Raw genomic sequence first — 21,171 nt, forward strand, 5'->3', positions numbered from 1 at the left:
TTATGCGGCTCACCGTATGCCTGTCATCCTACGGCCGTTCCGAACAAAGCTCCCAGGGCATAGGTCACACCCGCCGCCGCGCCGCCCAGCGCGAGCTGCCGCAGCCCGCTGTACCACCAGGAACGGGCGGTCACCCGCGCCACCGCCGCACCGCAGCCGAACAGCCCGATCAGTGCCAGCACCACGGCCGGCCACAGCGCCGAGGCGCCCAGCAGATACGGCAGCACCGGCAGCAGCGCGCCCAGTGCGAAGGAGCCGAACGAGGACACCGCGGCGACCAGCGGTGAGGGCAGATCGTCCGGGTCCACGCCCAGCTCCTCGCGGGCGTGTATCTCCAGCGCCTGCTCGGGGTCGCGGGAGAGCTGCTCGGCCACCTCACGGGCCAGCGCCGGCTCCACCCCGCGCGACACATAGAGCGCCGCCAGCTCCTCCAGCTCGTCCACCGGGTGCTTGCGCAGCTCGCCCCGCTCCACCTCCAGCTCGGCCTCGACCAGCTCGCGCTGGGAGGCGACGGAGGTGTATTCCCCGGCGGCCATCGAGAAGGCACCGGCCGCCAGGCCCGCCAGACCGGTGATCACGATGGTCTGCCGGTCCACCGCGCCACCGGCCACGCCGGTCATCAGCGCGAGGTTGGAGACCAGTCCGTCCATGGCTCCGAAGACGGCGGGGCGCAGCCAGCCGCCGGTCACATCACGGTGGGTGTGGTTGTCGCGGTGGGCGATGTGCGGGGGCTCGGCGGTATCGATGACGGACATGTGAAGATGTGCTCCCTTCGAGAAGGGTGCGGCGATGCGGCCCCACCCCAACGGTTCGAAGGTACGCACGAATTACCCCGCTCCGCCAGCAAGGAAGGCCGAACTTACCTCGCTGACCTGCGGAAACGTAAAGAGGCCGCCGAACCCCGAGGGGTCCGGCGGCCTATGGGACGTCCTATTGGACGCGACGCGGCGCGCGTCAGGGTTTCTTGGAGGGCTCCGCCTCGGCGGCCACCGCACCGGCTTCGTCCGCCCCGCCGGTCCCGGCCGGAGCGGCGTCGCCCGCCTCGGCCTTGGTCGCCGGGGCCGGTCCGCCGCCGGCATCCGCGCCGTCCTCGGCCGCGGCGGGCTCGACGACCTCCTCGCGGCCGGGGGACTTCTTCGCGGAGATCACCAGATAGGCCACCGCGGCCAGGAAGACCACGACGGACGTCCAGTTGTTGAGCCGCAGCCCGAGCACATGGTGGGCGTCGTCCACCCGGAGGTACTCGATCCAGAAGCGGCCCACGGTGTACGCCGCGACGTAGAGGGCAAACGCACGGCCATGCCCCAGCTTGAAGCGACGGTCCGCCCAGATCACCAGCAGGGCCACGCCGATGCACCACAGCGACTCGTACAGGAAGGTCGGGTGGTACGTGCCGGCCACCCGGCCCGCGTCGGCGTCGCCGTCGATCTTCAGCGCCCACGGCAGGGTGGTCTCCTTGCCGTACAGCTCCTGGTTGAACCAGTTGCCCCAGCGGCCGATCGCCTGGGCGAAGGCGATACCGGGCGCGATGGCGTCCGCGTAGGCCGGGAGCGGGATGCCCCGGCGGCGGCAGCCGATCCAGGCACCCAGGGCGCCCAGCGCGATGGCCCCCCAGATCCCGAGGCCGCCCTGCCAGATCTTGAACGCGTCCACCCAGTCACGGCCGTCGGTGAAGTACAGCTCGTAATCGGTGATGACGTGGTAGAGGCGGCCTCCGACCAGGCCGAAGGGCACCGCCCAGACGGCGATGTCGGCGACGGTGCCGACGCGGCCGCCCCGGGCGACCCAGCGCCGCCCGCCGAGCCAGACCGCGACGAAGACGCCGATGATGATGCAGAAGGCATAGCCGCGCAGCGGGACCGGGCCGAGATAGATCACGCCGGACGACGGGCTGGGAATGTAAGCGAGGAGGTCCATGACAGGACCGACGCTACCGTGCCGGGCGGGAGATGCGGCAACCCACCCGGCAACGGCTGCGTAACAAGGATCAGTCCCGGGCCGCCGCGAGGACCATGCGCTTGAGCTTGTTGGGGCTCAGCGGCTTGTCCGGGTCGCCGTACACGGACTTCCCGCCCAGCAGCACCGTCGGCGTGGAGGCATAGCCGGAGTGCGCGAAGACATCGTTGGACTTGCGCACCCAGGCGTCGTGCCGCCCCTCCTCCACGCACTTCCGGAAGGCGGCGGTGACCAGCCCGGGGACCTGGTCCGCGAGCTTGATCAGCCGGGCGTTCTTCGCGTAGGTGTCCCGGGTCTCCGCGGGCTGATGGCGGTAGAGCACATCGTGGTACGCCCGGAACTTCCCGGCGTCCTGGTCCTGGGCGCAGGCCGCCGCGTTCGCCGCACGGACCGAACCGGTGCCGCCGAGGTTGCCGTCGATGATCGTCACCAGGTGGTACTCGACCTTCATCCGGCCCTCGTCCTGGAGCTCGTGGACGGTCTTGCGGAAGACGTCCTCGAACTGCTTGCACCCGGGACAGCGGAAGTCCTCGTACACCGTCAGGGTCACCGGGGCCGGCTTCCCGGCCTTGTCCGCCTGCCCGGCCCGCCCCGCCTTCTCCGCCATCCCCGAGGGGATCACCAGGTGCCCCTTGCCGATCGCTCCGCGCGGCGGCACCACGGAGCTGCCCGACTTGCCCGAGTCGTCTTCGGTCCTGGACGCGACCATGCCCACCCCCACGGCCCCGGCGAGGACGGCCACCACGGCCCCCAGGACGCCCAGCGTCCGCTTCCGCTTCGCGCGCGACCGCTCCCGCTCGCGCTGTTCCCGCAGGCGCTCTCGGGCGCCGCGCTTTCCCTCACGATTTCTCTGACTCACGCCCTCGCCAACGAGGCGGAGGAGCACCGCTGGGCTCCTCCGCCCCGTTCTTCCCTCTAACGAGCGACCCTCCAACGGGCGAGCCGCCCAGAGGCGTACAACCGGCGGCGCCTCTGACGGACGAGGCGGCTAACGGGGGGCGCGCACGCCTTCCGCCAGCTCACCCGCGAGTTCGCGCAGCCCCGCGAGACCGGCCTCGGTGTCGCCCTCGGCGTCCAGCAGCCGCTTGACGAAGGCCGAGCCCACGATGACCCCGTCGGCGAACGCCGCGACCTCGGCCGCCTGGGTGGCGTTGGAGACGCCGAGCCCGACGCAGACCGGAAGCGTGGTGGTGCCGCGGGTGCGCTCCACCAGCTCGCGCGCCTCCTGGCCCACCGATTCCCTCGTTCCGGTGACGCCCATCAGGGACGCCGCGTAGACGAAACCGCTGCCGGCCGCCGTGATCTTCGCCAGCCGCTCATCACGGCTGCTGGGCGCGACCACGAACACGGTCGCCAGACCGTGCTGCTCGGCGGCCTTCCGCCAGACCTCCGACTCCTGGACCGGCAGATCGGGCAGGATGCAGCCCGCGCCGCCCACCTCGGCGAGATCGGCGGCGAACCGCTCGACGCCGTACCGGTCCACCGGGTTCCAGTACGTCATGCACAGGATCGGGGCACCGGTGCGGGCGTGTACCTCCCCCACCGTGCTGATCACATCGCGGATCTTCACCCCGCCGCGCAGCGCGATGTCGTCGGCGGTCTGGATCACCGGCCCGTCGAGCACCGGATCACTGTGCGGCAGCCCGACCTCGATGATGTCGCAGCCGCCCTCGATCATGGCGGTCATCGCGTCCACCCCGCCGTCGACGGAGGGGAAACCGGCGGGCAGATAGCCGACGAGCGCGGCGCGCCCCTCGTCCTTGGCGCCCGCCAGGACGGATCCCAGCAGCTCCAGATTCCCGGCCATCACTTCGCTCCCTGGTCGCTCTGCTGGTCGTAGAGCCCGAAGTACCGAGCCGCCGTGTCCATGTCCTTGTCGCCGCGCCCGGAGAGGTTGACCAGCACCAGGCCGTCGCTCCCCAGCTCACGGCCGAGGTCCAGGGCGCCCGCCAGCGCGTGGGCGCTCTCGATCGCCGGGATGATGCCCTCGGTCTCCGAGAGCAGCCGCAGCGCCCGCATCGCCTCGTCGTCGGTGACCGCCCGGTACTCGGCGCGGCCGATGTCCTTCAGATACGCGTGCTCCGGCCCGACGCCGGGGTAGTCCAGACCGGCCGAGATCGAGTACGGCTCGGTGATCTGGCCGTCCTCGTCCTGGAGCACGAACGACCGGGAGCCGTGCAGGATCCCGGGCTCGCCCTGGCTCAGCGTGGCCGCGTGCTCCCCGGTCTCCACACCGTGCCCGGCGGGCTCGAAGCCGACGACGCGTACGCCCTCGTCCGGCAGGAAGGCGTGGAACAGCCCGATCGCGTTGGATCCGCCGCCCACGCAGGCCGCGACCGCGTCCGGCAGCCGCCCGGTCCGCTCCAGGATCTGCCGCCGCGCCTCCACGCCGATCACCCGGTGGAAGTCGCGCACCAGCGCCGGGAAGGGGTGCGGGCCGGCCACCGTGCCGAAGAGGTAGTGGGTGCGGTCCACATTGGCGACCCAGTCCCGGAACGCCTCGTTGATGGCGTCCTTGAGGGTGCGGCTGCCGGACGTCACGGAGATGACCTCGGCGCCCAGCATCCGCATCCGCGCCACATTGAGCGCCTGCCGCCGGGTGTCGACCTCGCCCATGTAGATGGTGCATTCGAGCCCGAACAGCGCACACGCGGTGGCCGTTGCCACCCCGTGCTGACCGGCGCCGGTCTCGGCGATGACCCGGGACTTGCCCATGCGCTTGGTGAGCAGGGCCTGCCCCAGCACATTGTTGATCTTGTGGGAGCCGGTGTGGTTGAGGTCCTCCCGCTTGAGGAAGACCCGGGCGCCCCCGGCGTGCTCGGCGAACCGCCGCACCTCGGTCAGCGCACTGGGCCGGCCGGTGTAGTTGACCAGCAGATCCTCGAGTTCGGCCGCGAAGGCGGGGTCCGACTTGGCCTTCTCGTACTCGGCCGCGACCTCGTCGACGGCGGCGACGAGCGCCTCGGGGATGAACTTGCCGCCGAAGGCGCCGAAATAGCCCTCGGCGCTGGGCACTCGACCCTCCGGGTCGGGGATGAAGAAATCAGAGGACATGGGTGGTACTCCTCGATCGGGGCAGCGCCCCGCAACAGATGTGATGGGTGGAAAAGCCATGGCCCGCCGGGCGGAAAGCCCCCGGCACGGCCCACGGTTACGGCCCGCAGCGCACTGTCAGCGCGTTGCCGTCCGACGCCATCGCCGCCCGTTGATCTGCCCCGGCTCGCATCCGATGTGGTAGCGCACGCGCCGCCCCCGCACCCGCCTCGCGGGCGCGCGGCAGCCCCGGGGCCGACAGCCCCGGGCCAGGCGCGCGTACGTCTCCATGGTCCGCCGGTCCCGCCTCGTCAGTCCCGGCCGTGGCGCAGCGCCGGGTGGGCGCCCGCCGCCACCAGATCGGCCACCGCGGCCTTGGGGTCGCGCCCGGTCACCAGGGACTCCCCGACCAGCACCGCGTCCGCGCCGTCGTTCGCGTAGGCGATCAGGTCGTGCGGACCGCGCACACCCGACTCCGCGATCTTGACGATGTGGTCCGGGATCTCCGGGGCGACGCGTGCGAAGGTCGTGCGGTCCACCTGGAGGGTCTTGAGGTCGCGTGCGTTGACGCCGATCACCCGGGCCCCGGCGTCGACCGCCCGGGCGACCTCCTCCTCGTCGTGCACCTCGACCAGCGGCGTCAGCCCGATGGACACGGCGCGCTCGACGAGCGAGACCAGCGCCTCCTGCTCCAGCGCGGCGACGATCAGCAGGATGACGTCGGCGCCGTACGCCCGCGCCTCCCAGAGCTGGTACGAGGTGACGATGAAGTCCTTACGGAGCACCGGAATGTCGACCTTCGCCCTTACGGCTTCCAGGTCGGCCAGCGAACCGCCGAAGCGGCGCTGCTCGGTCAGCACGCTGATGACGGACGCGCCGCCCGCCTCGTAGTCGGCGGCGAGCCCCGCGGGGTCGGCGATCGCGGCGAGCGCGCCCTTGGACGGGCTGGACCGCTTGACCTCGCAGATCACATTGACGCTGTCGCCCTTGAGCGCCGCGACGCCGTCCTTCGCCGGCCGGGCCTTGGCCGCCCGCTCCTTGAGCTCGTCGAGGGTGACGCGCGCCTGCCGCTCCGTGAGGTCGGCACGGACTCCGTCGATGATCTCGTCGAGCACACTCATCGAGCGGGCCCCCTTCCGTGACGGGGATGAAGCTGGCTTTGAATCCGCCGGGTATGGCGGCAAGCCGCCCCACCTGGCACTGCGATGGTAGCCGCCGGGACGCCAAGGTCTCGCATCCGGTTGACGCGGACGGCCCCCACATGCACATACACAACAGCGGTCACGGGGTCAGTAGTCCCCCGAACGGGAAATTCCGGACGATTGTGAAGACCAGGGCCACCGCACCGAGCGTCCCCGCATGCCAAGGTCGCGCCTCAGGGAAGCGTCCGCGCACGCACCACATCACCCAGCAGACGGCGAAGAGCGCGTAACACCCGACGGCGAGGGCGTTGTCCCGCAGCGCGGCCGCCAGCTCGCCATGGGCCAGGGCGTGGGCGCCGCGCAGCCCGCCGCAGCCGGGGCAGTACAGCCCGGTGAGCCGCAGCAGCGGGCAGACCGGGTAGTGACCCGGCTCCCCGGGGTCCACGGCGCCGACGTAGCCGAACGCGGCGAGAACGCCCGCGAGCACTCCGAGAGGTGCCGCGAGACGCCGCGCCACGGGGGCCGGGGCGGCCGACGGTGGTTCGCTCACACCGCCAAGTCTCCCCCGGGATCCACGAAGGCGCAGCTCAGGGCCGGTGCGCCGGCCTCCGTACGGCTCAGTGCCGAGCGCCGTGGAGGCGGGCGCGGCCCCGGGCCGCGCCCGGGCTCACTGCTGGGTCTGTGCCTGCGCCTGCGCCGTGGGCTGCGGCTGCGGGAGCGAGTGCTGCTCCTTGGGCAGGCCCAGCCCGGCCGCGCGCATCGCCGCGCCGACGACACCGCCGAGGACGATGATCACCATGCCGACCCAGAAGCCGAGCGGGTTGGCCGCCACGGTGAACGCGCCGGCGACGCAGAAGCCGATGAAGGCGATGGTGACACCGGTCCAGGCGGCCGGGGTGTGTCCGTGGTTGTGACCCGCCATGAATTCTCCTCGTAGCTGTACTGCGCCTGGTCCGGGCGCTCGGGGGCGAACGCTCCCAGCCCATTGTCCCCGACGCGCGAAATGCCCTTGAGCGGGGGTGGGCCTTGCGGTCCGGGACGGGACGGGGGCGCGAGCCCCGGCGGCTCTCAGCAGATCGGCGGAAATCCGATGCGGTTCGGGCAGCGCCCCGAAGGGGCGCGGGGAACTGCGCGACCAGCCACGGCGGCGCCGCAGTCGACCGACGGCACGGCGCCGCACATCCAGCGGAGCGCCTAGGCGCCCCGGTCGGCCTCCTGCCGCGACGGGGCCTGGGTCGGGTCCTCGCCCCGGTCCAGGGCCTTCCACAGCTCCTCGGGGCGGTCCGGGTCGGGGGCGGGGCCGCCACGCCGGGTGCGGGCCCGGCCCGTGGTGCCCGCGCGCTCGTACCGCCCGGACATGGCCGGCCAGTGGCGGCCGTAGCCCAGCGCGAGCACGCCCGCGAGCAGCAGCAGCACACCGCCGGCCGCGGCGACCCACGGCCAGGGGGTGTACGCCACATCGTGGATGGGGCTGTGGGTCAGACCGCTCACCTTGGACGCCTTCTCCTCCAGCGCCGCCTTGTCGGTCGCGCCGAGGGCCGAGCTGACGACGATGCCCGCGCCGCTGAGGGCGAGCAGCGCCGAGACGGCGCCACGGCCGAGGCGGCGCACGGCGAAGACCGCGACCAGCGCGGCGAGGCCGACGATCGCCAGCGCGCCGGGCAACCCGGTGATGTCATCGCCGTTGGCACTCTGCGGGAGAGAGCCCTGGGCGACGGAGGCGGTGCCCTCGGCCCACTTACGGCTGGTGGCCAGCAGGACGAGGGCGGCGCCGAGCGCACCGGCGAGCAGGGCGATGGCGAGACTGCTTCGGCGGCCGCGCGCGGCGGAGGCGGAGGGCTCGTTCTCGGCCCTGGGCTGGGGTACGGCTGCTGCACTCACGCCTACCACTATCCCCCACCCGGGTACGGGACCGTCTCCGGGTGGCGGATATGGGAACTACCGGGAACTACCGCCCCAGCCGGCCCGCCGCGTGCACCGCCCGCAGCACGGCCGCCGCCTTGTTGCGGCACTCCGCGTCCTCGGCCGTCGGATCGGAGTCGGCGACGATCCCCGCGCCCGCCTGGACATAGGCCGTGCCGTCGCGCAGCAGCGCGGTGCGGATGGCGATCGCGGTGTCGGAGTCGCCCGCGAAGTCGAGATAGCCGACACAGCCGCCGTAGAGCCCGCGGCGGCTCGGTTCCAGCTCGTCGATGATCTGTAGCGCCCGAGGCTTGGGGGCGCCGGAGAGGGTGCCCGCGGGGAAGCAGGCGGTGAGCACGTCGAAGGCCGTACGGCCTTTGGCGAGGCTGCCGGTGACCGTCGAGACGATGTGCATGACATGGCTGTAGCGCTCGACCGACATGAAGTCGACGACCTCCACGCTGCCGGGCTCGCAGACCCGCCCGAGGTCATTGCGCCCGAGGTCGACGAGCATCAGATGCTCGGCCCGCTCCTTGGGGTCGGCGAGCAGCTCCTCCCCGAGGGCCGCGTCCTCCTGCGGAGTGGCCCCCCGGTGGCGGGTGCCGGCGATGGGATGCAGCATCGCCCGGCCGTCCTCGACCTTGACCAGGGCCTCCGGGCTGGAGCCCACCACGTCGAAGCCCTCGAACCGGAAGAGGTACATATAGGGGCTCGGGTTGGTGGCGCGCAGCACCCGGTAGACATCGAGGGCACTGGCCGAGCACGGCGTCTCGAACCGCTGCGAGGGGACCACCTGGAACGCCTCGCCCGCGCGGATGCGCTCCTTGATGTCGTCCACGGCCGCCATGAAGTCCTCGCCGCCCCACAGCGCGGTGTACTCGGGCAGCTCGGACTCGGGCAGCGCGGCGGGGTCGGTCGGCACGGGGCGGACCAGGTCGGCGGCCATCGCGTCGAGCCGGGCCACGGCGTCCGCGTACGCCTCGTCCACACCCGTGTCGAGGTCGTTGTGGTTGATCGCGTTGGCGATCAGCAGCACGGTGCCGTCCCAGTGGTCCAGCACCGCGAGGTCCGAGGTGAGCAGCATGGTCAGCTCGGGCAGGCGCAGATCGTCCCGCCCGTGCTCGCCGACCTTCTCCAGGCGGCGGACGATGTCGTAGCCGAGGTAGCCGACCATGCCGCCGGTGAACGGCGGCAACTGGACCAGGCCCCCGAGGTCGCGGGGGGTGTGCAGGGTCTCGACGGTGGCGCGCAGCGCCTGGAGGGGGTCGCCCTCGGTGGGCACGCCCACCGGCGGGGTGCCCAGCCAGTGGGTGCGGCCGCCGCGTTCGGTGAGGGTGGCGGAGCTGCGGACGCCGATGAAGGAGTAGCGGGACCAGGAGCGGCCGTTCTCGGCGGATTCGAGGAGGAAGGTGCCGGGGCGCTCGGCGGCCAGTTTGCGGTAGAGGCCCACGGGGGTGTCGCCGTCCGCGAGCAGCTTGCGGCTGACGGGGATGACGCGGCGGTCGGCCGCCAGCTTGCGGAAGGTCTCGAGATCCATCGTGACAACGTCCTGGGTCAAGGGCTGGGGAGCCCGGCGGGCGGGTGCGGTGATGGCCGGTGCACCGGCAGGTCGGCTGGCCGGTGCACCGATGGGTCGGCTGGCCGGTGCACCGGCCGGTCTACCGGCCGAGCGGGAGCTCGTCGGCGTCGAAGCAGGTGCGGTCGCCGGTGTGGCAGGCGGCGCCGACCTGGTCGACCTTGACGAGGATGGTGTCGGCGTCGCAGTCGAGGGCGACGGACTTGACGAGCTGGATATGGCCGGAGGTGTCGCCCTTGACCCAGTACTCCTGGCGGCTGCGGCTCCAGTAGGTGCAGCGGCCGGTGGTGAGGGTGCGGTGCAGCGCCTCGTCGTCCATCCAGCCGAGCATCAGCACCTCACCGGTGTCGTACTGCTGGGCGATGGCGGGCAGCAGGCCGTCGGCGCCGCGCTTGAGGCGGGTGGCGAGGGCCGGGTCGAGGGCGGAGGGGCGGTCGGAGCCGGTCATGCGACCATTCTGCACGCCCGGAGGGGGGTCTTCGCGAATGATCTCCGCCGGGCCGGTACGCCGGGCCCGATGGTCGGGTTGTCGGTGGCATGGGGCATGCTTCGGGCATGACGTTTCCGCCGCCGTCGAATGACCCCAACCGGCCTGGAAACGGCGGGGGGTTCGGTCCACCGCCGCAGCCGCAGCAGCAACCACCGTCTCAGCCCCCGCAGCCTCCTCAGCAGCCGCAGCAGCAGGGCTTCGGGCCGCCGCCCCCGGCGGACCAGCCCGCGCAGCCGGGCGGTCCGGGGCAGCCGGGCGGGTCCGGGCCGCAGGCCCAGCCGGGGCCGTACGCCCAGCCCGGTCCGTACGCGCAGCCGGGCCCGCCCGGGCAGCCGAGCGGCGGTTTCGGCCCGCCGGCCCCACCGGCCCTGCTGCCCGGCGGGCCGCCCCCGGGTGCGCTGCCGCCGCCTCCCCCGCCGGCCGGCCCCGGCGGTTCCAAGGTCACGGCGATCGTCATCGCGGCGGTGGTGGCCGTGGCGGTGGTCGTCGGCGCGATCGTCATCGGGACGAAGGACGACGGGGACAAGAAGACATCGGCCGACGCGGGCCCGTCCGCCTCCGCCTCGGACCGCCCCCTCTCCTCGCCCTCGGACGGCGGGGCGTCCGCCGCCCCGCCGGGCTCGGAGGACCCCGGTCAGGGCGCGCCGCTGGGCGGCGGAAGCGATGCCCCGGACGCGGATCCGGACGCCTCGGATTCGGCGGCCCCGGACGCGTCGGAGTCCGGCGAGCCCGGTGACAAGGTGCCGTATGTGGTGCTCGACCCCGGTCAGTGCTTCGACCACCCGGCGATGGACAGCAGTGTCACCAAGGTCGAGAAGCGGTCCTGCCACGGCCCGCACGACGGCGAGGTGATCGCCAACGAGAAGCTGAGCGGCGACTTCTCCTCCGAGAAGGCGATACAGACCAAGGCGCTGTCGCTGTGCGGGACGGACGCCAAGAAGCGGCTCAAGACCATCCCCAACGACGGCCGGATGTATTACTACTACGCGCTGTACCCCGCGCTGGGCACCTACTCCATCCAGGGCGAGGACCAGGTCTCCTGCGCGCTCACGCTGAGCGCCGCACGCGACGGCAAGAAGCTGAGCAAGCCCCTGCCGGGTTAGTGAGTGTTCGGCGGATCGTGACGCCTGCGGCGGGCCACGCGGCGGAGCCGCATATCGATGCTTCCCCCTCCCCGCCCCTTCCCACACAGCGTCGATATGCGGCTCCGCCGCGTGGGAGCTCCGCCCCAGACCCCGGGGTAACGGGGCGAAGCCCTCCCACGCCGCGGAGCCGCGTGGTCCGCCGGACACCCCGTAGGCCCGGGCGGAGCCGCCCCGCCGGGGCGCGCGGCGGCGCTTCTCATGGCAGCGGGCGGGCCCCGGTCGTAGGGTGGACGTATGTCCACTCACGCCAAGCGCGAACGCCTGCTTCTCGCCGACCTCTTGGACGGCGCGGGCCCCGGGGCCCCGACGCTGTGCGAGGGCTGGAACACCCGCGATCTGGCGGCCCATCTGGTGGTCCGCGAGCGCCGCCCCGACGCGGCCGCCGGGGTGCTGGTCAAGCCGCTGGCCGCGCGGCTGGCCCGGGTACAGGAGGAGTTCGCGGCGAAGCCGTACGAGGAACTGCTCCAGTTGTTCCGCACCGGTCCGCCGCGGATGTCGCCGTTCGCGCTGAAGCAGGTGGACGAGGCGGCCAACAGCTTCGAGTTCTACGTCCACGCCGAGGATGTGCGCCGCGCCCGCCCGGAGTGGACACCGCGCGAGCTGGACCCGGTCTTCGCCGACACGCTGTGGTCCCGTATCGAGCGCGGCGCCCGGATCTTCGGCCGCCGCTCCCCCGTCGGCCTGGTGCTGCGGCGTCCGGACGGCCGTACGGCGGTGGCCCGCCGCGGCGCCCCGGTCGCCACGGTCACCGGCGAACCGGGCGAGCTGGCGCTCTTCCTCAGCGGCCGCCAGGAGGCCGCCCGGGTCGATCTGGAGGGCGACAAGGAGGCCGTGGCCGCGGCGCGTGAGGCCAAGCTGGGCGTCTGAGCCCGTGGCTGGCGCATCCCCGCCGCCGTGCGCGCGGCGGGGATCGCCGGAGGAATCCCTAACAGGTCTCGCGGACGTAGTCCGCACCGTCGTCGGTCGAGACGTCCTCGTCCCGCAGGACGATGCTGAGCCGGTCGCCCCAGCCCTCGCACGCCTTGGCGAAGCCCTCCTCGCCGTACTCGACCACCACGACATGGTCGTCGTAAGCCTTGGCGAACTCACCGCACTCGTCGTACTGGCCGCACTCCTCGACCACCGCGAAGTCCAGCCCGGCCGCCTTACGGTCGGAGAGCAGCTCCGCGGTGTTCTTCTGCGCGATGGCCAGCCCCTGGGCGTGCGCGTGCTCCGACAGCAGGGCCATGAACTCCTCGGCCTGAGCGGTGGTCAGCAGCTTCTTGGAGCGCTCGAAGCTGTCGTAGTTGTCGGGCTCGACGGCGTCGAAGCCCTTGTCGGCACAGCCGTCGATCCAGCCGTTGACCTTGGCCGCCACGCGCTCGCGCTTCTTGGCGGTGCTGATGTCGAGCAGCGGTTCCTTCCAGTGGGTGTCGATGACGAGATCGCCGTCGCGGTCCCGCAGCAGCAGGTCGTCGGGCCACTGGTCGCGCTCGCCCGGCTGGACCTGGAAGGCGTTGACGTAACAGATGTTGTACAGCCCGTCCGCCGGGGAGTCCGCGCGGTCGCGGCTGACGATGTCGACGCCCTTCGGCGGGGTGTACTCCCCGCCGATCTGGTAGTCGAAGCCGCCGTGGACGGGCGGCAGCGCCACTTCGGACGCGCTGGCCCCCGAGGACATGGACACGGCGACGGCGGCGGCCGCGGCGGCCGCCGCCGTCGCCACCGACGCGAGGACCCAGCGGCGGCGAAGGCGGGCGGCATGGCTGGCTGGCATGAAAGCTCCAACACTCGCGGGTAACGGCCCCGCCTCGGACGGCATCCGCCGTCCTGGCGACTGTGTCCGGGCTCGGGACCGGAACCGGACCCCCTACCGGCTGGGCGTACCTCTCGGGCGGCACGGGGGCGGTACACCCGTGCGGCTGTTGTGATCAAAGCGGCCCCCGGCAACGGCGTCAAGTCGACGGCCCCCGCGGCCGGACCGCTACCCCGGCCGTCATCCGACCACGACGCCCGCCCCCCGCCCGCCAGTTCGCGCCCCCCGGGTCCCTACTGGGCGCTCGCGGCCGGGCGCACCACGATCTCGTTGACGTCGACCTCGGCCGGCTGGCTGATGGCGTACGCGATGGCGTCGGCGATCGCGGACGCGGACAGGGCCACCGAGCGGTAGGTCTTCATGGCCTCCCGGGCGGCCGGATCGGAGATGGAGTCGGCGAGTTCGGACTCGGTCACGCCCGGGGAGACCAGGCTGACCCGGATGTCACCGGCCGATTCCTGGCGCAGCCCCTCCGAGATGGCGCGTACGGCGAACTTGGTGGCGCAGTACACCGCGGCGGTGGGCGACACCTCGTACGCCCCGACCGAGGCGATGTTCACGACATGCCCGCCGCCCTGCTCCCTCATCACCGGCAGCGCCGCGGCGATGCCGTACAGCACACCGCGCACATTCACATCGAGCATCCGGTCCCACTCGTCGACCTTCAGCGCCTCGAGCGGCGAGAGCGGCATCACCCCGGCGTTGTTGACCATCACATCCACCCGCCCGAACCGCTCCCGGGCGGCGGCCACGAAGTCCCGCATGTCCCCGGCCGCGGTGACATCCAGCCCCTGATACGCCGCGCTGCCGCCCTCGGCGGTGAGCTGCCCGGCCAGCTCCCCCAGCCGCTCGGTCCGTCGCGCCCCCAGATACACCCGGTGCCCATCGGCGGCGAGCCGACGCGCGGTCGCCTCGCCGATCCCACTGCTGGCCCCGGTGATGAGCACGACCTTGCCCGTCTCGGTGGTGGCGTTCATGGCGGTATCCCTTTCGCTCCTGATCCCGTTTCTGTCCTGCCCCACCGAGTCTGGGCAGGTCAGCGGGCCTGTACCAGGACGCGCTTCTCCTGGGTGCGGGACACCCTGTCAGTGCGCTGCGCCATCATTGAACGAGCGCTTCACAACGGAAGGGAGCACACAGCCGATGGGCCGACAGCACTCCTACCGCGCCACCGTCCGGTGGACCGGCAATTCCGGTTCGGGGACGAGTGGTTACCGGGGCTACGGGCGGTCGCACGACATTCTCGGGGACGGTAAGCCGACCCTGCGGGGCAGCGCCGATCCGGCGTTTCTGGGGGATCCGGAGTGCTGGAATCCGGAGGAGTTCCTGCTGATCTCGCTCTCGCAGTGCCACATGCTGACATATCTGTCCGTGTGCGCCCGGGACGGGGTGCGGATCACCGCGTACGAGGACGTGGCCACCGGGGTCATGGAGGAGGCGGCCGGGCACAGCGGGCGGTTTACCGAGGTGGTGCTCAATCCGGTGGTCTCCGTCGCGGACGCGGCGATGGTGGAGCGGGCGCGTTCGGCGCACCATGACGCCCATCAGACGTGCTTCATCGCCAACTCGGTCAACTTCCCCGTCCGTCACGAGCCGACCATCCGGGTCGGCTGAGCCGAGTCGGCCGGATCGGGTCGGCTGCGCTCAGGCCGCCGTCAGCGCGGGGTAGTCCGTATAGCCGGTTTCGCCGCCCACGTACATCAGATACGCGTCCCGGATGGGGTTGAGCGGGGCGCCGGTGCGCAGGCGGGTCACCAGGTCGGGGTTGGCCAGGAAGGTGCGGCCGAGGGCGATCAGGTCGGCTCCGGCGGTCAGCAGCCGCTCGGCCTGGCGCATGCCGCCGTCGGCGGGGACGCCGTCGCCGGGCAGTGACGGGTTGGCGATCAGCGTGGCGGGCCAGGCGGCGCGGAGTTCCCGGAAGAGGGGCTGGTCCGGTTCGGCGCGGACGATGTGGAGGTAGCTGAGGCCGGTGTCCGCCAGTTCCTCGAGGAGGGCGGGGTAGAGGATCTCGGTGTCGCCCTCCTCGATGCCGTTGACGGTGGATCCGGGGGAGATGCGCAGGCCCACCCGCTCGGGGCCGATCGCGGCGGCGACGGCGCGGACCACCTCGGCCACGAACCGGATGCGCCCGGCCACCGAGCCGCCGTAGGCGTCGGTGCGGCGGTTGGTGTTCCGGGCCAGGAACTGGTGGAGGAGATAGCCGTTGGCGGCGTGCACCTCCACTCCGGCGAAGCCCGCGCCCCGGGCATTGCGCGCGGCGGCGGCGAAGTCGGCGACGGTGGAGCGGATCTCCTCTACCGTCATCTCGCGCGGTACGACGGCCTCTTGGTGGCCGCCGGGGGTGAAGATCGTATCCGGGAGCGGGACCGGCGAGGGGGCCACCGGCATCAGCCCGCTGGTGTCCGGGTGGCCGACCCGGCCGCCGTGCTGCAACTGGAGGAACATCCGGCCGCCCGCCGCGTGCACCGCGTCGGTCACCCGTCGCCATCCGGCGACCTGCGCCGCGCTGTGGATCGCGGCGATATCGGGGTAGGTCTGCCCCACCGCGTTGGGCGTGGCGGCCTCGGCGACGATCAGTCCGGCCGTGGCGCGCTGGGCGTAGTAGGTGGCCATGATCGGTTCGGGTACGCCGTCGGCGGCGGCGCGGTTACGGGTCATCGGCGCCATCACCAGGCGGTTGGGCAGCTCCAGCGGGCCCAGGCGGGCGGGTTCGAAGAGGCGGGGTATCCGGGGTGTGTGCGTCATGCCGGTACGGTAGAACTTGACATTGGTGTCAGATTCAAGTCCCGGAGTCACATCCCGGCCCGGCGGACGAGGTGAGCATGCGGATCGGCGAACTGGCTCGGCGCACCAGCGTGAGCGAGCGCTCCCTGCGCTATTACGAGAAGCAGGGCCTGATGACGGCCGAGCGTACGCCGGGCGGCCATCGCGAGTACCCCGAGGGCGCGGTGGACCGGGTCATCCGCATCCAGGAGCTCTTCGCCGCCGGGCTGTGCAGCGAGAAGATCGCCCAACTGCTCCCCTGCATGCGGGATGCGGACGGCGGCCCGTCGCGGACGGCCAACGGGCAGTTGGTCTCCGATCTGACGGTGGAGCGGGAGCGCATCGACCGCATGATCGCGGACCTGCTCCGCTCCCGCGATGTCCTGGACGAGGTGATCGAGGCGGCGTCCGTCCCGGCCGAGTAGCCGAGCGCCCAGGGGTATCCGGCGGGCCGTGACGCCTGCGGCGGGCCACGCGGCGGAGCCGCATATCGATGCTTCCCCCTCCCCGCCCCTTCCCACACAGCGTCGATATGCGGCTCCGCCGCGTGGGAGCTCCGCCCCAGACCCCGAGGTCCAGGGGCGATGCCCCTGCCACGCGCCGGACACCTCGTAAGCGCCCGCACCCCATATGTGGCACAGGTCACGGGAACCACCTCCGCCGTGCGGAGAGGCACGGGTGTGAGGTGTGAACAACATGAGTGATGACCTGCGAGCGCGGGTACGAGCGGGTGACCGCGAGGCGTTCGCAGAACTCTACGCAGAGTACGCGCGCGCGGTCTACAACCATGCCTACCGGCTGACCGGCAACTGGTCGGTGGCCGAGGAGGTGATGGGGGACACGTTCCTCGACGCCTGGCGTACCCGAGAGCAACTGGAGCCGGGCGAGGGCACGCTGAAACCGTGGCTGCTGGGCGTGGCGACGAACAAGGCCCGCAACGCCAACCGCGGCATCGGCAGACGCCTGGCCTTCCTGGCCCGCCGCCCGGCCCCCGCCCCGGTGGCGGACTTCGCCGACGAGACCGCCGGGCGGATCGACGACGCCCGCCGGCTGGCCGCCGTGCGGACGGTCTACGGCCGGCTGCGGCGCGGCGAGCAGGAGGTGCTGGCGCTGTGCGTATGGTCCGGGCTGGACTACGCGCAGGCCGCCCAGGCGCTGGGGATTCCGGTGGGCACCGTGCGCTCGCGGCTGTCCCGGGCCCGCGCCCGGCTGCGCAAGCTCGCCGAGCAGCGGCTCGCGGAAGAAGGGACGGAACCGCCACACCGTCGCGGAGAGGTACAGCGTGAGGCCGCGTTCGCGGCCCTGCCCTATCAGGAGTTTCAGGAGGAACCCCGATGAACGCCGCCGGCTCCGGGCCCGACCGGGCCGAGCACCAGGAAGCGGAGCACGAGGAAGCGGAGCGCGAGGAACTGGCCCGGCTGCTTCCCACCCCGGCCGAGCGGGACGTTCCCTCCGAGCCCTACCTCCACCACAAGGACCGTTTGATGCAGCTCATCGATGACGACCAGAACCGCACCCCCGCCACCGCCCCCGCCCGGAAGGCCCGGCCGCGGCTGCTGCGCCCCGCGCTGGTGATGCCCGCCGCGGCCCTGGCGCTGGCCGGGGCGCTGGCCGTCACCTTCACCGGGGGCGGAGGGTCCGGCGACAGCGCCGCCCAGCCCCGCGAGTCCGCCACCGTCCTGCTCGACCGGATCGCCGGGACCGCGGCGAAGTCGGACGTCCAGCCGGTGCGCCAGGACCAGTTCGTCTACGTCAAGAGCGTCGGGGCCGGGGCCGAGATGAAGGAGAACGGCGCCTCCAAGCTGGAGCCGCGGGCCGAGCGCGAGGTCTGGAAGTCGCAGCAGGTGAAGCGGATCACCAAGACCGGCGAGATACACGATGCCGGGGGCTACTCGCCGATGTACGAACTGGGCGGGTCCACGGCGGGCATCGACCGCCCCACGTACCAGTGGCTGGCGTCCCTGCCGACCGACCCGGACGTCCTGCTCAAGGAGCTCTACCGGATGACCGAGGCAGAGGACGGCCAGGAGAAGGCCCAGGCCGTCTTCGACCAGATCGGTCGGTTGCTGGGCGATGTGATGCCGCCGGAGAACGCCGCCGCGCTGTACAAGGCCGCCGCGAAGATCCCCGGGGTGACGCGGCAGGAGGACGCGGTGGACGCGGCGGGCCGCCACGGGTTCGCCATCGCCCGCGTCGACAAGCGGACGTGGGTCGCCACCGAGTGGGTCTTCGACCGGGACAGCCTCGCCTACTTCGGTGACCGCAGCTACCGGACGAAGGACTTCGCGGCGGGCAAGAAGGGTGACGTCCTGGCGGAGTACGCCATCCTGAAGCACGGGATCGTCGACCACTACCGCCAGCGGCCGCAGGGCGGCGGCATCACGAAGTGACGCCCGTGACGTCCTGAGAGCCGACGCGGCGGGGGTCACCGTACGGTGGCCCCCGCCGCAGGCGTGGATCCCTCAGCGGACCGGGTGGCCCGACTCCCGCAGCGCGTCCTTCACCTGGCCGATCCGCAGATCGCCGAAGTGGAAGACGGACGCCGCCAGCACCGCGTCGGCACCCGCCGCGACCGCCGGCGCGAAGTCGGCCAGCTTGCCCGCGCCGCCGCTGGCGATGACCGGGATGGTGACGTGCTTGCGGACGGCCTCGATCATGGCCGTGTCATAGCCGTCCTTGGTGCCGTCCGCGTCCATGGAATTCAGCAGGACCTCCCCCGCGCCCAGCTCCGCCGCGCGATGGGCCCATTCGACGGCGTCGATGCCGGTGCCGCGGCGGCCGCCATGGGTGGTGACCTCGTAGCCGGAGGGGGTCACCGTCCCTTCGGGACAGCGGCGGGCGTCGACCGAGAGGACGAGCACCTGGCTGCCGAAGCGCTGGGAGATCTCGCGGATGAGCTCGGGGCGGGCGATGGCGGCGGTGTTGACGCCGACCTTGTCCGCCCCGGCGCGCAGCAGCTTGTCGACGTCCTCCGGGGTGCGCACGCCGCCGCCGACCGTCAGCGGGATGAAGACCTGCTCGGCGGTGCGGCGGACCACGTCGTAGGTGGTCTCGCGGTCGCCCGAGGAGGCGGTGATGTCGAGGAAGGTCAGCTCGTCCGCGCCCTCCTCGCCGTAGACCTTGGCCATCTCGACCGGGTCGCCCGCGTCGCGCAGATTCTGGAAGTTGACGCCCTTGACGACCCGGCCGTTGTCCACGTCCAGGCAGGGGATGACTCGGACCGCCAGGGTCATGACTGTCGTGCTCCTCGGAATGCTTCCAGTTCGACTTCCACCAGGACGCGCGAGTCGACGAAACCGGACACCACGACCAGCGTCGCGGCGGGGCGTACGGCGTCGAAGAGCTGCTTGTGGGCGCGGCCCACTTCGTCCACGTCGCGGGCGTGGGTGAGGTACATACGGGTGCGGACCACCGATTCGACGCCCAGGTCGAACTTCTTCAGCGCGTCCAGCGCATGGCGGAAGGCGGCGAGCGTCTGCTCGTACGGATCCCCCTCGCCCTCCAGTACGCCGCGCTCCGCCAGCGGCATCGTCCCGGCGACGAGCACCAGGTCACCGACCTCGACGGCCCGGGCGAACCCGATGGTCTCCTCCCAGGGGCTGCCGGTCTGGACCCGCCGCGCGGACTCGGGTGAGGTCATACGGATACCGCCTCCAACGCCTCTTCCAAGGTGAACGCCTTGGCGTAGAGTGCCTTGCCCACGATGGCGCCCTCGACACCTTCCGGTACCAGAGTCGCAAGGGCACGCAGGTCGTCGAGTGAGGAAACGCCGCCGGAGGCGACGACGGGCTTTTCGGTCGCGGCGCAGACATTGCGCAGCAGCTCCAGGTTGGGGCCCTGGAGGGTGCCGTCCTTGGCGATGTCGGTGACCACGTAGCGGGCGCAGCCCTCGGAGTCGAGGCGGGCCAGCGTCTCGTACAGATCGCCGCCGTCCCGGGTCCAGCCGCGGCCGCGCAGCGTGGTGCCGCGCACATCGAGGCCCACCGCGATCAGGTCGCCGTGCTCGGCGATGACCTTGGCGACCCATTCCGGGGACTCCAGGGCGGCCGTGCCGAGGTTCACCCGGGCGCAGCCGGTGGCCAGGGCGGCGGACAGCGAGGCGTCGTCGCGGATGCCGCCGGACAGCTCGACCCTGAGGTTCATGGCGCGGGCCACCTCGGCGATCTGCTCGCGGTTGTCCCCGGTGCCGAAGGCGGCGTCGAGGTCCACCAGGTGCAGCCATTCGGCGCCCGCCCGCTGCCAGGCCAGGGCGGCCTCCATCGGGTCGCCGTACGACGTCTCGGAGCCGGACTCGCCATGGACGAGGCGGACGGCCTGGCCGTCGCGGACATCGACGGCGGGGAGGAGTTCGAGGCGGTTCGAGCGCATGCGGACAACCTTCGGTGAGAGCGTGCGGGCGGTGCGGGTGGTGCGGGCAGGTGCGGACCGGGACCGGCGCGGGCCGGTCAGAGGGTGTCGAGCCAGTTGCGGAGCAGCCGCGCTCCGGCGTCACCCGACTTCTCGGGGTGGAACTGGGTGGCCCACAGCGGGCCGTTCTCCACGGCGGCGACGAACGGCTCGCCATGGGTGGCCCAGGTGACCTTGGGAGAGGGCATATGGGCGTTGGTGACCTCGAGCTCCCAGGTGCGGACCGCGTAGGAGTGGACGAAGTAGTACCGCTCGCCCTCGTCCAGGCCCGCGAAGAGCTGTGAGTCCCCGGGCGCCTTGACCGTGTTCCAGCCCATATGGGGGACGACGGGGGCGCGCAGCGGCTCGACCGTGCCGGGCCATTCGTCCAGGCCCTCGGCTTCGACGCCGTGCTCGATACCGCGCCCGAAGAGGATCTGCATACCGACGCAGATGCCCATGACCGGACGGCCGCCGGACAGCCGGCGCCCCACGATCCAGTCGCCGCGCGCCTCACGCAGCCCGTTCATGCAGGCGGCGAAGGCGCCGACACCGGGGACGAGGAGGCCGTCGGCGGCCATGGCCTTGTCGTAGTCACGGGTGATCTCGACCTGCGCGCCGACATGGGCGAGGGCCCGCTCGGCGGAGCGTACGTTGCCGAATCCGTAGTCGAAGACGACGACGTTCTTCGCGGTCGTGCTGTTCGTCAGGTCGCTCAATTCCATACCTCAAGCCGCAGGATCCCGGCGAGCAGCGCCATCGTGGCACCGATCCCGAGCAGCGTGACGATGCTCTTGGAGATGCCCTGCTTGACGAAGGAGATGACCCCGCCGAGCAGAAACAGCCCCACGAGGATGAACACGGTCGACAAGCCGTTCAAGACGCTACCTCGTTCGCTTCTCCGCCCGCGCGGCGAAAGCGCGGGTCGCGTGCCATCCGCGGCCCGGCGGCCGCGCGTGCGACGCTCACAGCCTTACCTCGTT

At 72.1% G+C, this 21,171-nt stretch carries 26 protein-coding genes; 6 read left to right on the forward strand and 20 right to left on the reverse strand.

Annotation, left to right across the window (positions count from 1 at the left end; genetic code table 11):
- Window positions 1-23: 23 nt before the first annotated feature.
- From ACK1X7_RS14060 to hisI, 12 genes are all read right to left on the reverse strand, one after another.
- Complete coding sequence (locus ACK1X7_RS14060; protein WP_216343513.1) at window positions 24-755, reverse strand: VIT1/CCC1 transporter family protein; 732 nt, start codon at window positions 753-755, stop codon at window positions 24-26.
- Between the two features lie 199 nt (window positions 756-954).
- Window positions 955-1,917 (reverse strand): prolipoprotein diacylglyceryl transferase, encoded by a 963-nt coding sequence (gene lgt, locus ACK1X7_RS14065; protein ID WP_385144954.1) that lies wholly within the window; start codon window positions 1,915-1,917, stop codon window positions 955-957.
- Window positions 1,918-1,987: 70 nt separating this feature from the next.
- A complete protein-coding gene (locus tag ACK1X7_RS14070; protein WP_385144956.1) occupies window positions 1,988-2,815 on the reverse strand; it encodes a DsbA family protein in 828 nt (275 codons plus the stop codon).
- A 129-nt stretch (window positions 2,816-2,944) separates the two neighbouring features.
- The gene (gene trpA, locus ACK1X7_RS14075; RefSeq protein WP_361508806.1) at window positions 2,945-3,763 is read right to left on the reverse strand and encodes a tryptophan synthase subunit alpha; all 819 of its coding nucleotides are present in this window, start codon (window positions 3,761-3,763) and stop codon (window positions 2,945-2,947) included.
- Complete coding sequence (gene trpB, locus ACK1X7_RS14080) at window positions 3,763-5,010, reverse strand: tryptophan synthase subunit beta (protein ID WP_385144959.1); 1,248 nt, start codon at window positions 5,008-5,010, stop codon at window positions 3,763-3,765. Before trpB ends, trpA begins: the two co-directional genes overlap by 1 nt.
- A gap of 117 nt (window positions 5,011-5,127) precedes the next feature.
- Window positions 5,128-5,280, reverse strand: coding sequence for a tryptophan biosynthesis modulator TrpM (trpM, locus tag ACK1X7_RS14085; RefSeq protein WP_372458418.1), 153 nt, complete (start codon window positions 5,278-5,280; stop codon window positions 5,128-5,130).
- Between the two features lie 20 nt (window positions 5,281-5,300).
- Window positions 5,301-6,110, reverse strand: coding sequence for an indole-3-glycerol phosphate synthase TrpC (gene trpC / locus ACK1X7_RS14090; protein ID WP_385156533.1), 810 nt, complete (start codon window positions 6,108-6,110; stop codon window positions 5,301-5,303).
- 160 nt (window positions 6,111-6,270) lie between these two features.
- The gene (locus ACK1X7_RS14095) at window positions 6,271-6,681 is read right to left on the reverse strand and encodes a DUF2752 domain-containing protein (protein ID WP_385156536.1); all 411 of its coding nucleotides are present in this window, start codon (window positions 6,679-6,681) and stop codon (window positions 6,271-6,273) included.
- Window positions 6,682-6,798: 117 nt separating this feature from the next.
- The gene (locus ACK1X7_RS14100) at window positions 6,799-7,053 is read right to left on the reverse strand and encodes an HGxxPAAW family protein (protein WP_385156538.1); all 255 of its coding nucleotides are present in this window, start codon (window positions 7,051-7,053) and stop codon (window positions 6,799-6,801) included.
- A 272-nt stretch (window positions 7,054-7,325) separates the two neighbouring features.
- The gene (locus tag ACK1X7_RS14105) at window positions 7,326-8,012 is read right to left on the reverse strand and encodes a TIGR02234 family membrane protein (RefSeq protein ID WP_385156541.1); all 687 of its coding nucleotides are present in this window, start codon (window positions 8,010-8,012) and stop codon (window positions 7,326-7,328) included.
- Between the two features lie 67 nt (window positions 8,013-8,079).
- Window positions 8,080-9,570, reverse strand: coding sequence for an anthranilate synthase component I (locus tag ACK1X7_RS14110; protein WP_390792953.1), 1,491 nt, complete (start codon window positions 9,568-9,570; stop codon window positions 8,080-8,082).
- 121 nt (window positions 9,571-9,691) lie between these two features.
- Window positions 9,692-10,057 (reverse strand): phosphoribosyl-AMP cyclohydrolase, encoded by a 366-nt coding sequence (gene hisI / locus ACK1X7_RS14115; protein WP_385156546.1) that lies wholly within the window; start codon window positions 10,055-10,057, stop codon window positions 9,692-9,694.
- A 107-nt stretch (window positions 10,058-10,164) separates the two neighbouring features.
- Between hisI and ACK1X7_RS14120 the strand changes: the two genes are divergently transcribed.
- Complete coding sequence (locus tag ACK1X7_RS14120; protein ID WP_390792952.1) at window positions 10,165-11,202, forward strand: hypothetical protein; 1,038 nt, start codon at window positions 10,165-10,167, stop codon at window positions 11,200-11,202.
- A 276-nt stretch (window positions 11,203-11,478) separates the two neighbouring features.
- Window positions 11,479-12,111, forward strand: a complete 633-nt coding sequence (locus ACK1X7_RS14125; RefSeq protein ID WP_390792951.1) for a TIGR03085 family metal-binding protein — start codon at window positions 11,479-11,481, stop codon at window positions 12,109-12,111.
- Window positions 12,112-12,169: 58 nt separating this feature from the next.
- Here the strand turns inward: ACK1X7_RS14125 and ACK1X7_RS14130 are convergent, their stop codons facing one another.
- Together ACK1X7_RS14130 and ACK1X7_RS14135 are read right to left on the reverse strand one after the other, a co-directional pair.
- A complete protein-coding gene (locus tag ACK1X7_RS14130; RefSeq protein ID WP_413115135.1) occupies window positions 12,170-13,000 on the reverse strand; it encodes an endo alpha-1,4 polygalactosaminidase in 831 nt (276 codons plus the stop codon).
- Window positions 13,001-13,272: 272 nt separating this feature from the next.
- Complete coding sequence (locus tag ACK1X7_RS14135; RefSeq protein WP_385158260.1) at window positions 13,273-14,016, reverse strand: SDR family oxidoreductase; 744 nt, start codon at window positions 14,014-14,016, stop codon at window positions 13,273-13,275.
- A gap of 166 nt (window positions 14,017-14,182) precedes the next feature.
- Between ACK1X7_RS14135 and ACK1X7_RS14140 the strand changes: the two genes are divergently transcribed.
- Window positions 14,183-14,653: an OsmC family protein gene (locus tag ACK1X7_RS14140; protein WP_385158262.1), complete on the forward strand. Its 471-nt coding sequence runs from the start codon at window positions 14,183-14,185 to the stop codon at window positions 14,651-14,653.
- A 30-nt stretch (window positions 14,654-14,683) separates the two neighbouring features.
- Here ACK1X7_RS14140 and ACK1X7_RS14145 read toward each other — a convergent pair whose 3' ends face one another.
- Entirely contained in the window at window positions 14,684-15,784 is a 1,101-nt protein-coding gene (locus tag ACK1X7_RS14145) for an alkene reductase (protein ID WP_413115136.1), read from the reverse strand.
- 77 nt (window positions 15,785-15,861) lie between these two features.
- Between ACK1X7_RS14145 and ACK1X7_RS14150 the strand changes: the two genes are divergently transcribed.
- The 3 genes from ACK1X7_RS14150 to ACK1X7_RS14160 all read left to right on the forward strand — a co-directional run bounded on the left by ACK1X7_RS14150 (window position 15,862) and on the right by ACK1X7_RS14160 (window position 18,192).
- Window positions 15,862-16,227, forward strand: a complete 366-nt coding sequence (locus tag ACK1X7_RS14150; protein WP_385158266.1) for a MerR family transcriptional regulator — start codon at window positions 15,862-15,864, stop codon at window positions 16,225-16,227.
- A 271-nt stretch (window positions 16,228-16,498) separates the two neighbouring features.
- A complete protein-coding gene (locus tag ACK1X7_RS14155) occupies window positions 16,499-17,140 on the forward strand; it encodes an RNA polymerase sigma factor (protein WP_385157596.1) in 642 nt (213 codons plus the stop codon).
- The gene (locus ACK1X7_RS14160; RefSeq protein ID WP_413115137.1) at window positions 17,137-18,192 is read left to right on the forward strand and encodes a CU044_5270 family protein; all 1,056 of its coding nucleotides are present in this window, start codon (window positions 17,137-17,139) and stop codon (window positions 18,190-18,192) included. Before ACK1X7_RS14155 ends, ACK1X7_RS14160 begins: the two co-directional genes overlap by 4 nt.
- Window positions 18,193-18,264: 72 nt before the next feature.
- Here ACK1X7_RS14160 and hisF read toward each other — a convergent pair whose 3' ends face one another.
- The 5 genes from hisF to ACK1X7_RS14185 form a co-directional block, all read right to left on the reverse strand.
- Window positions 18,265-19,035: an imidazole glycerol phosphate synthase subunit HisF gene (gene hisF, locus ACK1X7_RS14165; RefSeq protein ID WP_385157602.1), complete on the reverse strand. Its 771-nt coding sequence runs from the start codon at window positions 19,033-19,035 to the stop codon at window positions 18,265-18,267.
- Complete coding sequence (locus ACK1X7_RS14170; RefSeq protein ID WP_361505173.1) at window positions 19,032-19,442, reverse strand: RidA family protein; 411 nt, start codon at window positions 19,440-19,442, stop codon at window positions 19,032-19,034. The genes hisF and ACK1X7_RS14170 overlap by 4 nt, the downstream gene beginning before the upstream one ends.
- The gene (gene priA, locus ACK1X7_RS14175; protein WP_059145017.1) at window positions 19,439-20,170 is read right to left on the reverse strand and encodes a bifunctional 1-(5-phosphoribosyl)-5-((5-phosphoribosylamino)methylideneamino)imidazole-4-carboxamide isomerase/phosphoribosylanthranilate isomerase PriA; all 732 of its coding nucleotides are present in this window, start codon (window positions 20,168-20,170) and stop codon (window positions 19,439-19,441) included. The genes ACK1X7_RS14170 and priA overlap by 4 nt, the downstream gene beginning before the upstream one ends.
- Window positions 20,171-20,247: 77 nt before the next feature.
- On the reverse strand, window positions 20,248-20,913 hold the full coding sequence (hisH, locus tag ACK1X7_RS14180) for an imidazole glycerol phosphate synthase subunit HisH (protein WP_385157605.1): 666 nt from the start codon (window positions 20,911-20,913) through the stop codon (window positions 20,248-20,250).
- On the reverse strand, window positions 20,904-21,068 hold the full coding sequence (locus tag ACK1X7_RS14185) for a hypothetical protein (RefSeq protein WP_162952980.1): 165 nt from the start codon (window positions 21,066-21,068) through the stop codon (window positions 20,904-20,906). The genes hisH and ACK1X7_RS14185 overlap by 10 nt, the downstream gene beginning before the upstream one ends.
- Window positions 21,069-21,171 lie beyond the last annotated feature (103 nt).

It is taken from the genome of Streptomyces sp. CY-1 (genome assembly GCF_047218265.1).
In the GTDB taxonomy this organism is placed as follows: domain Bacteria; phylum Actinomycetota; class Actinomycetes; order Streptomycetales; family Streptomycetaceae; genus Streptomyces; species Streptomyces niphimycinicus.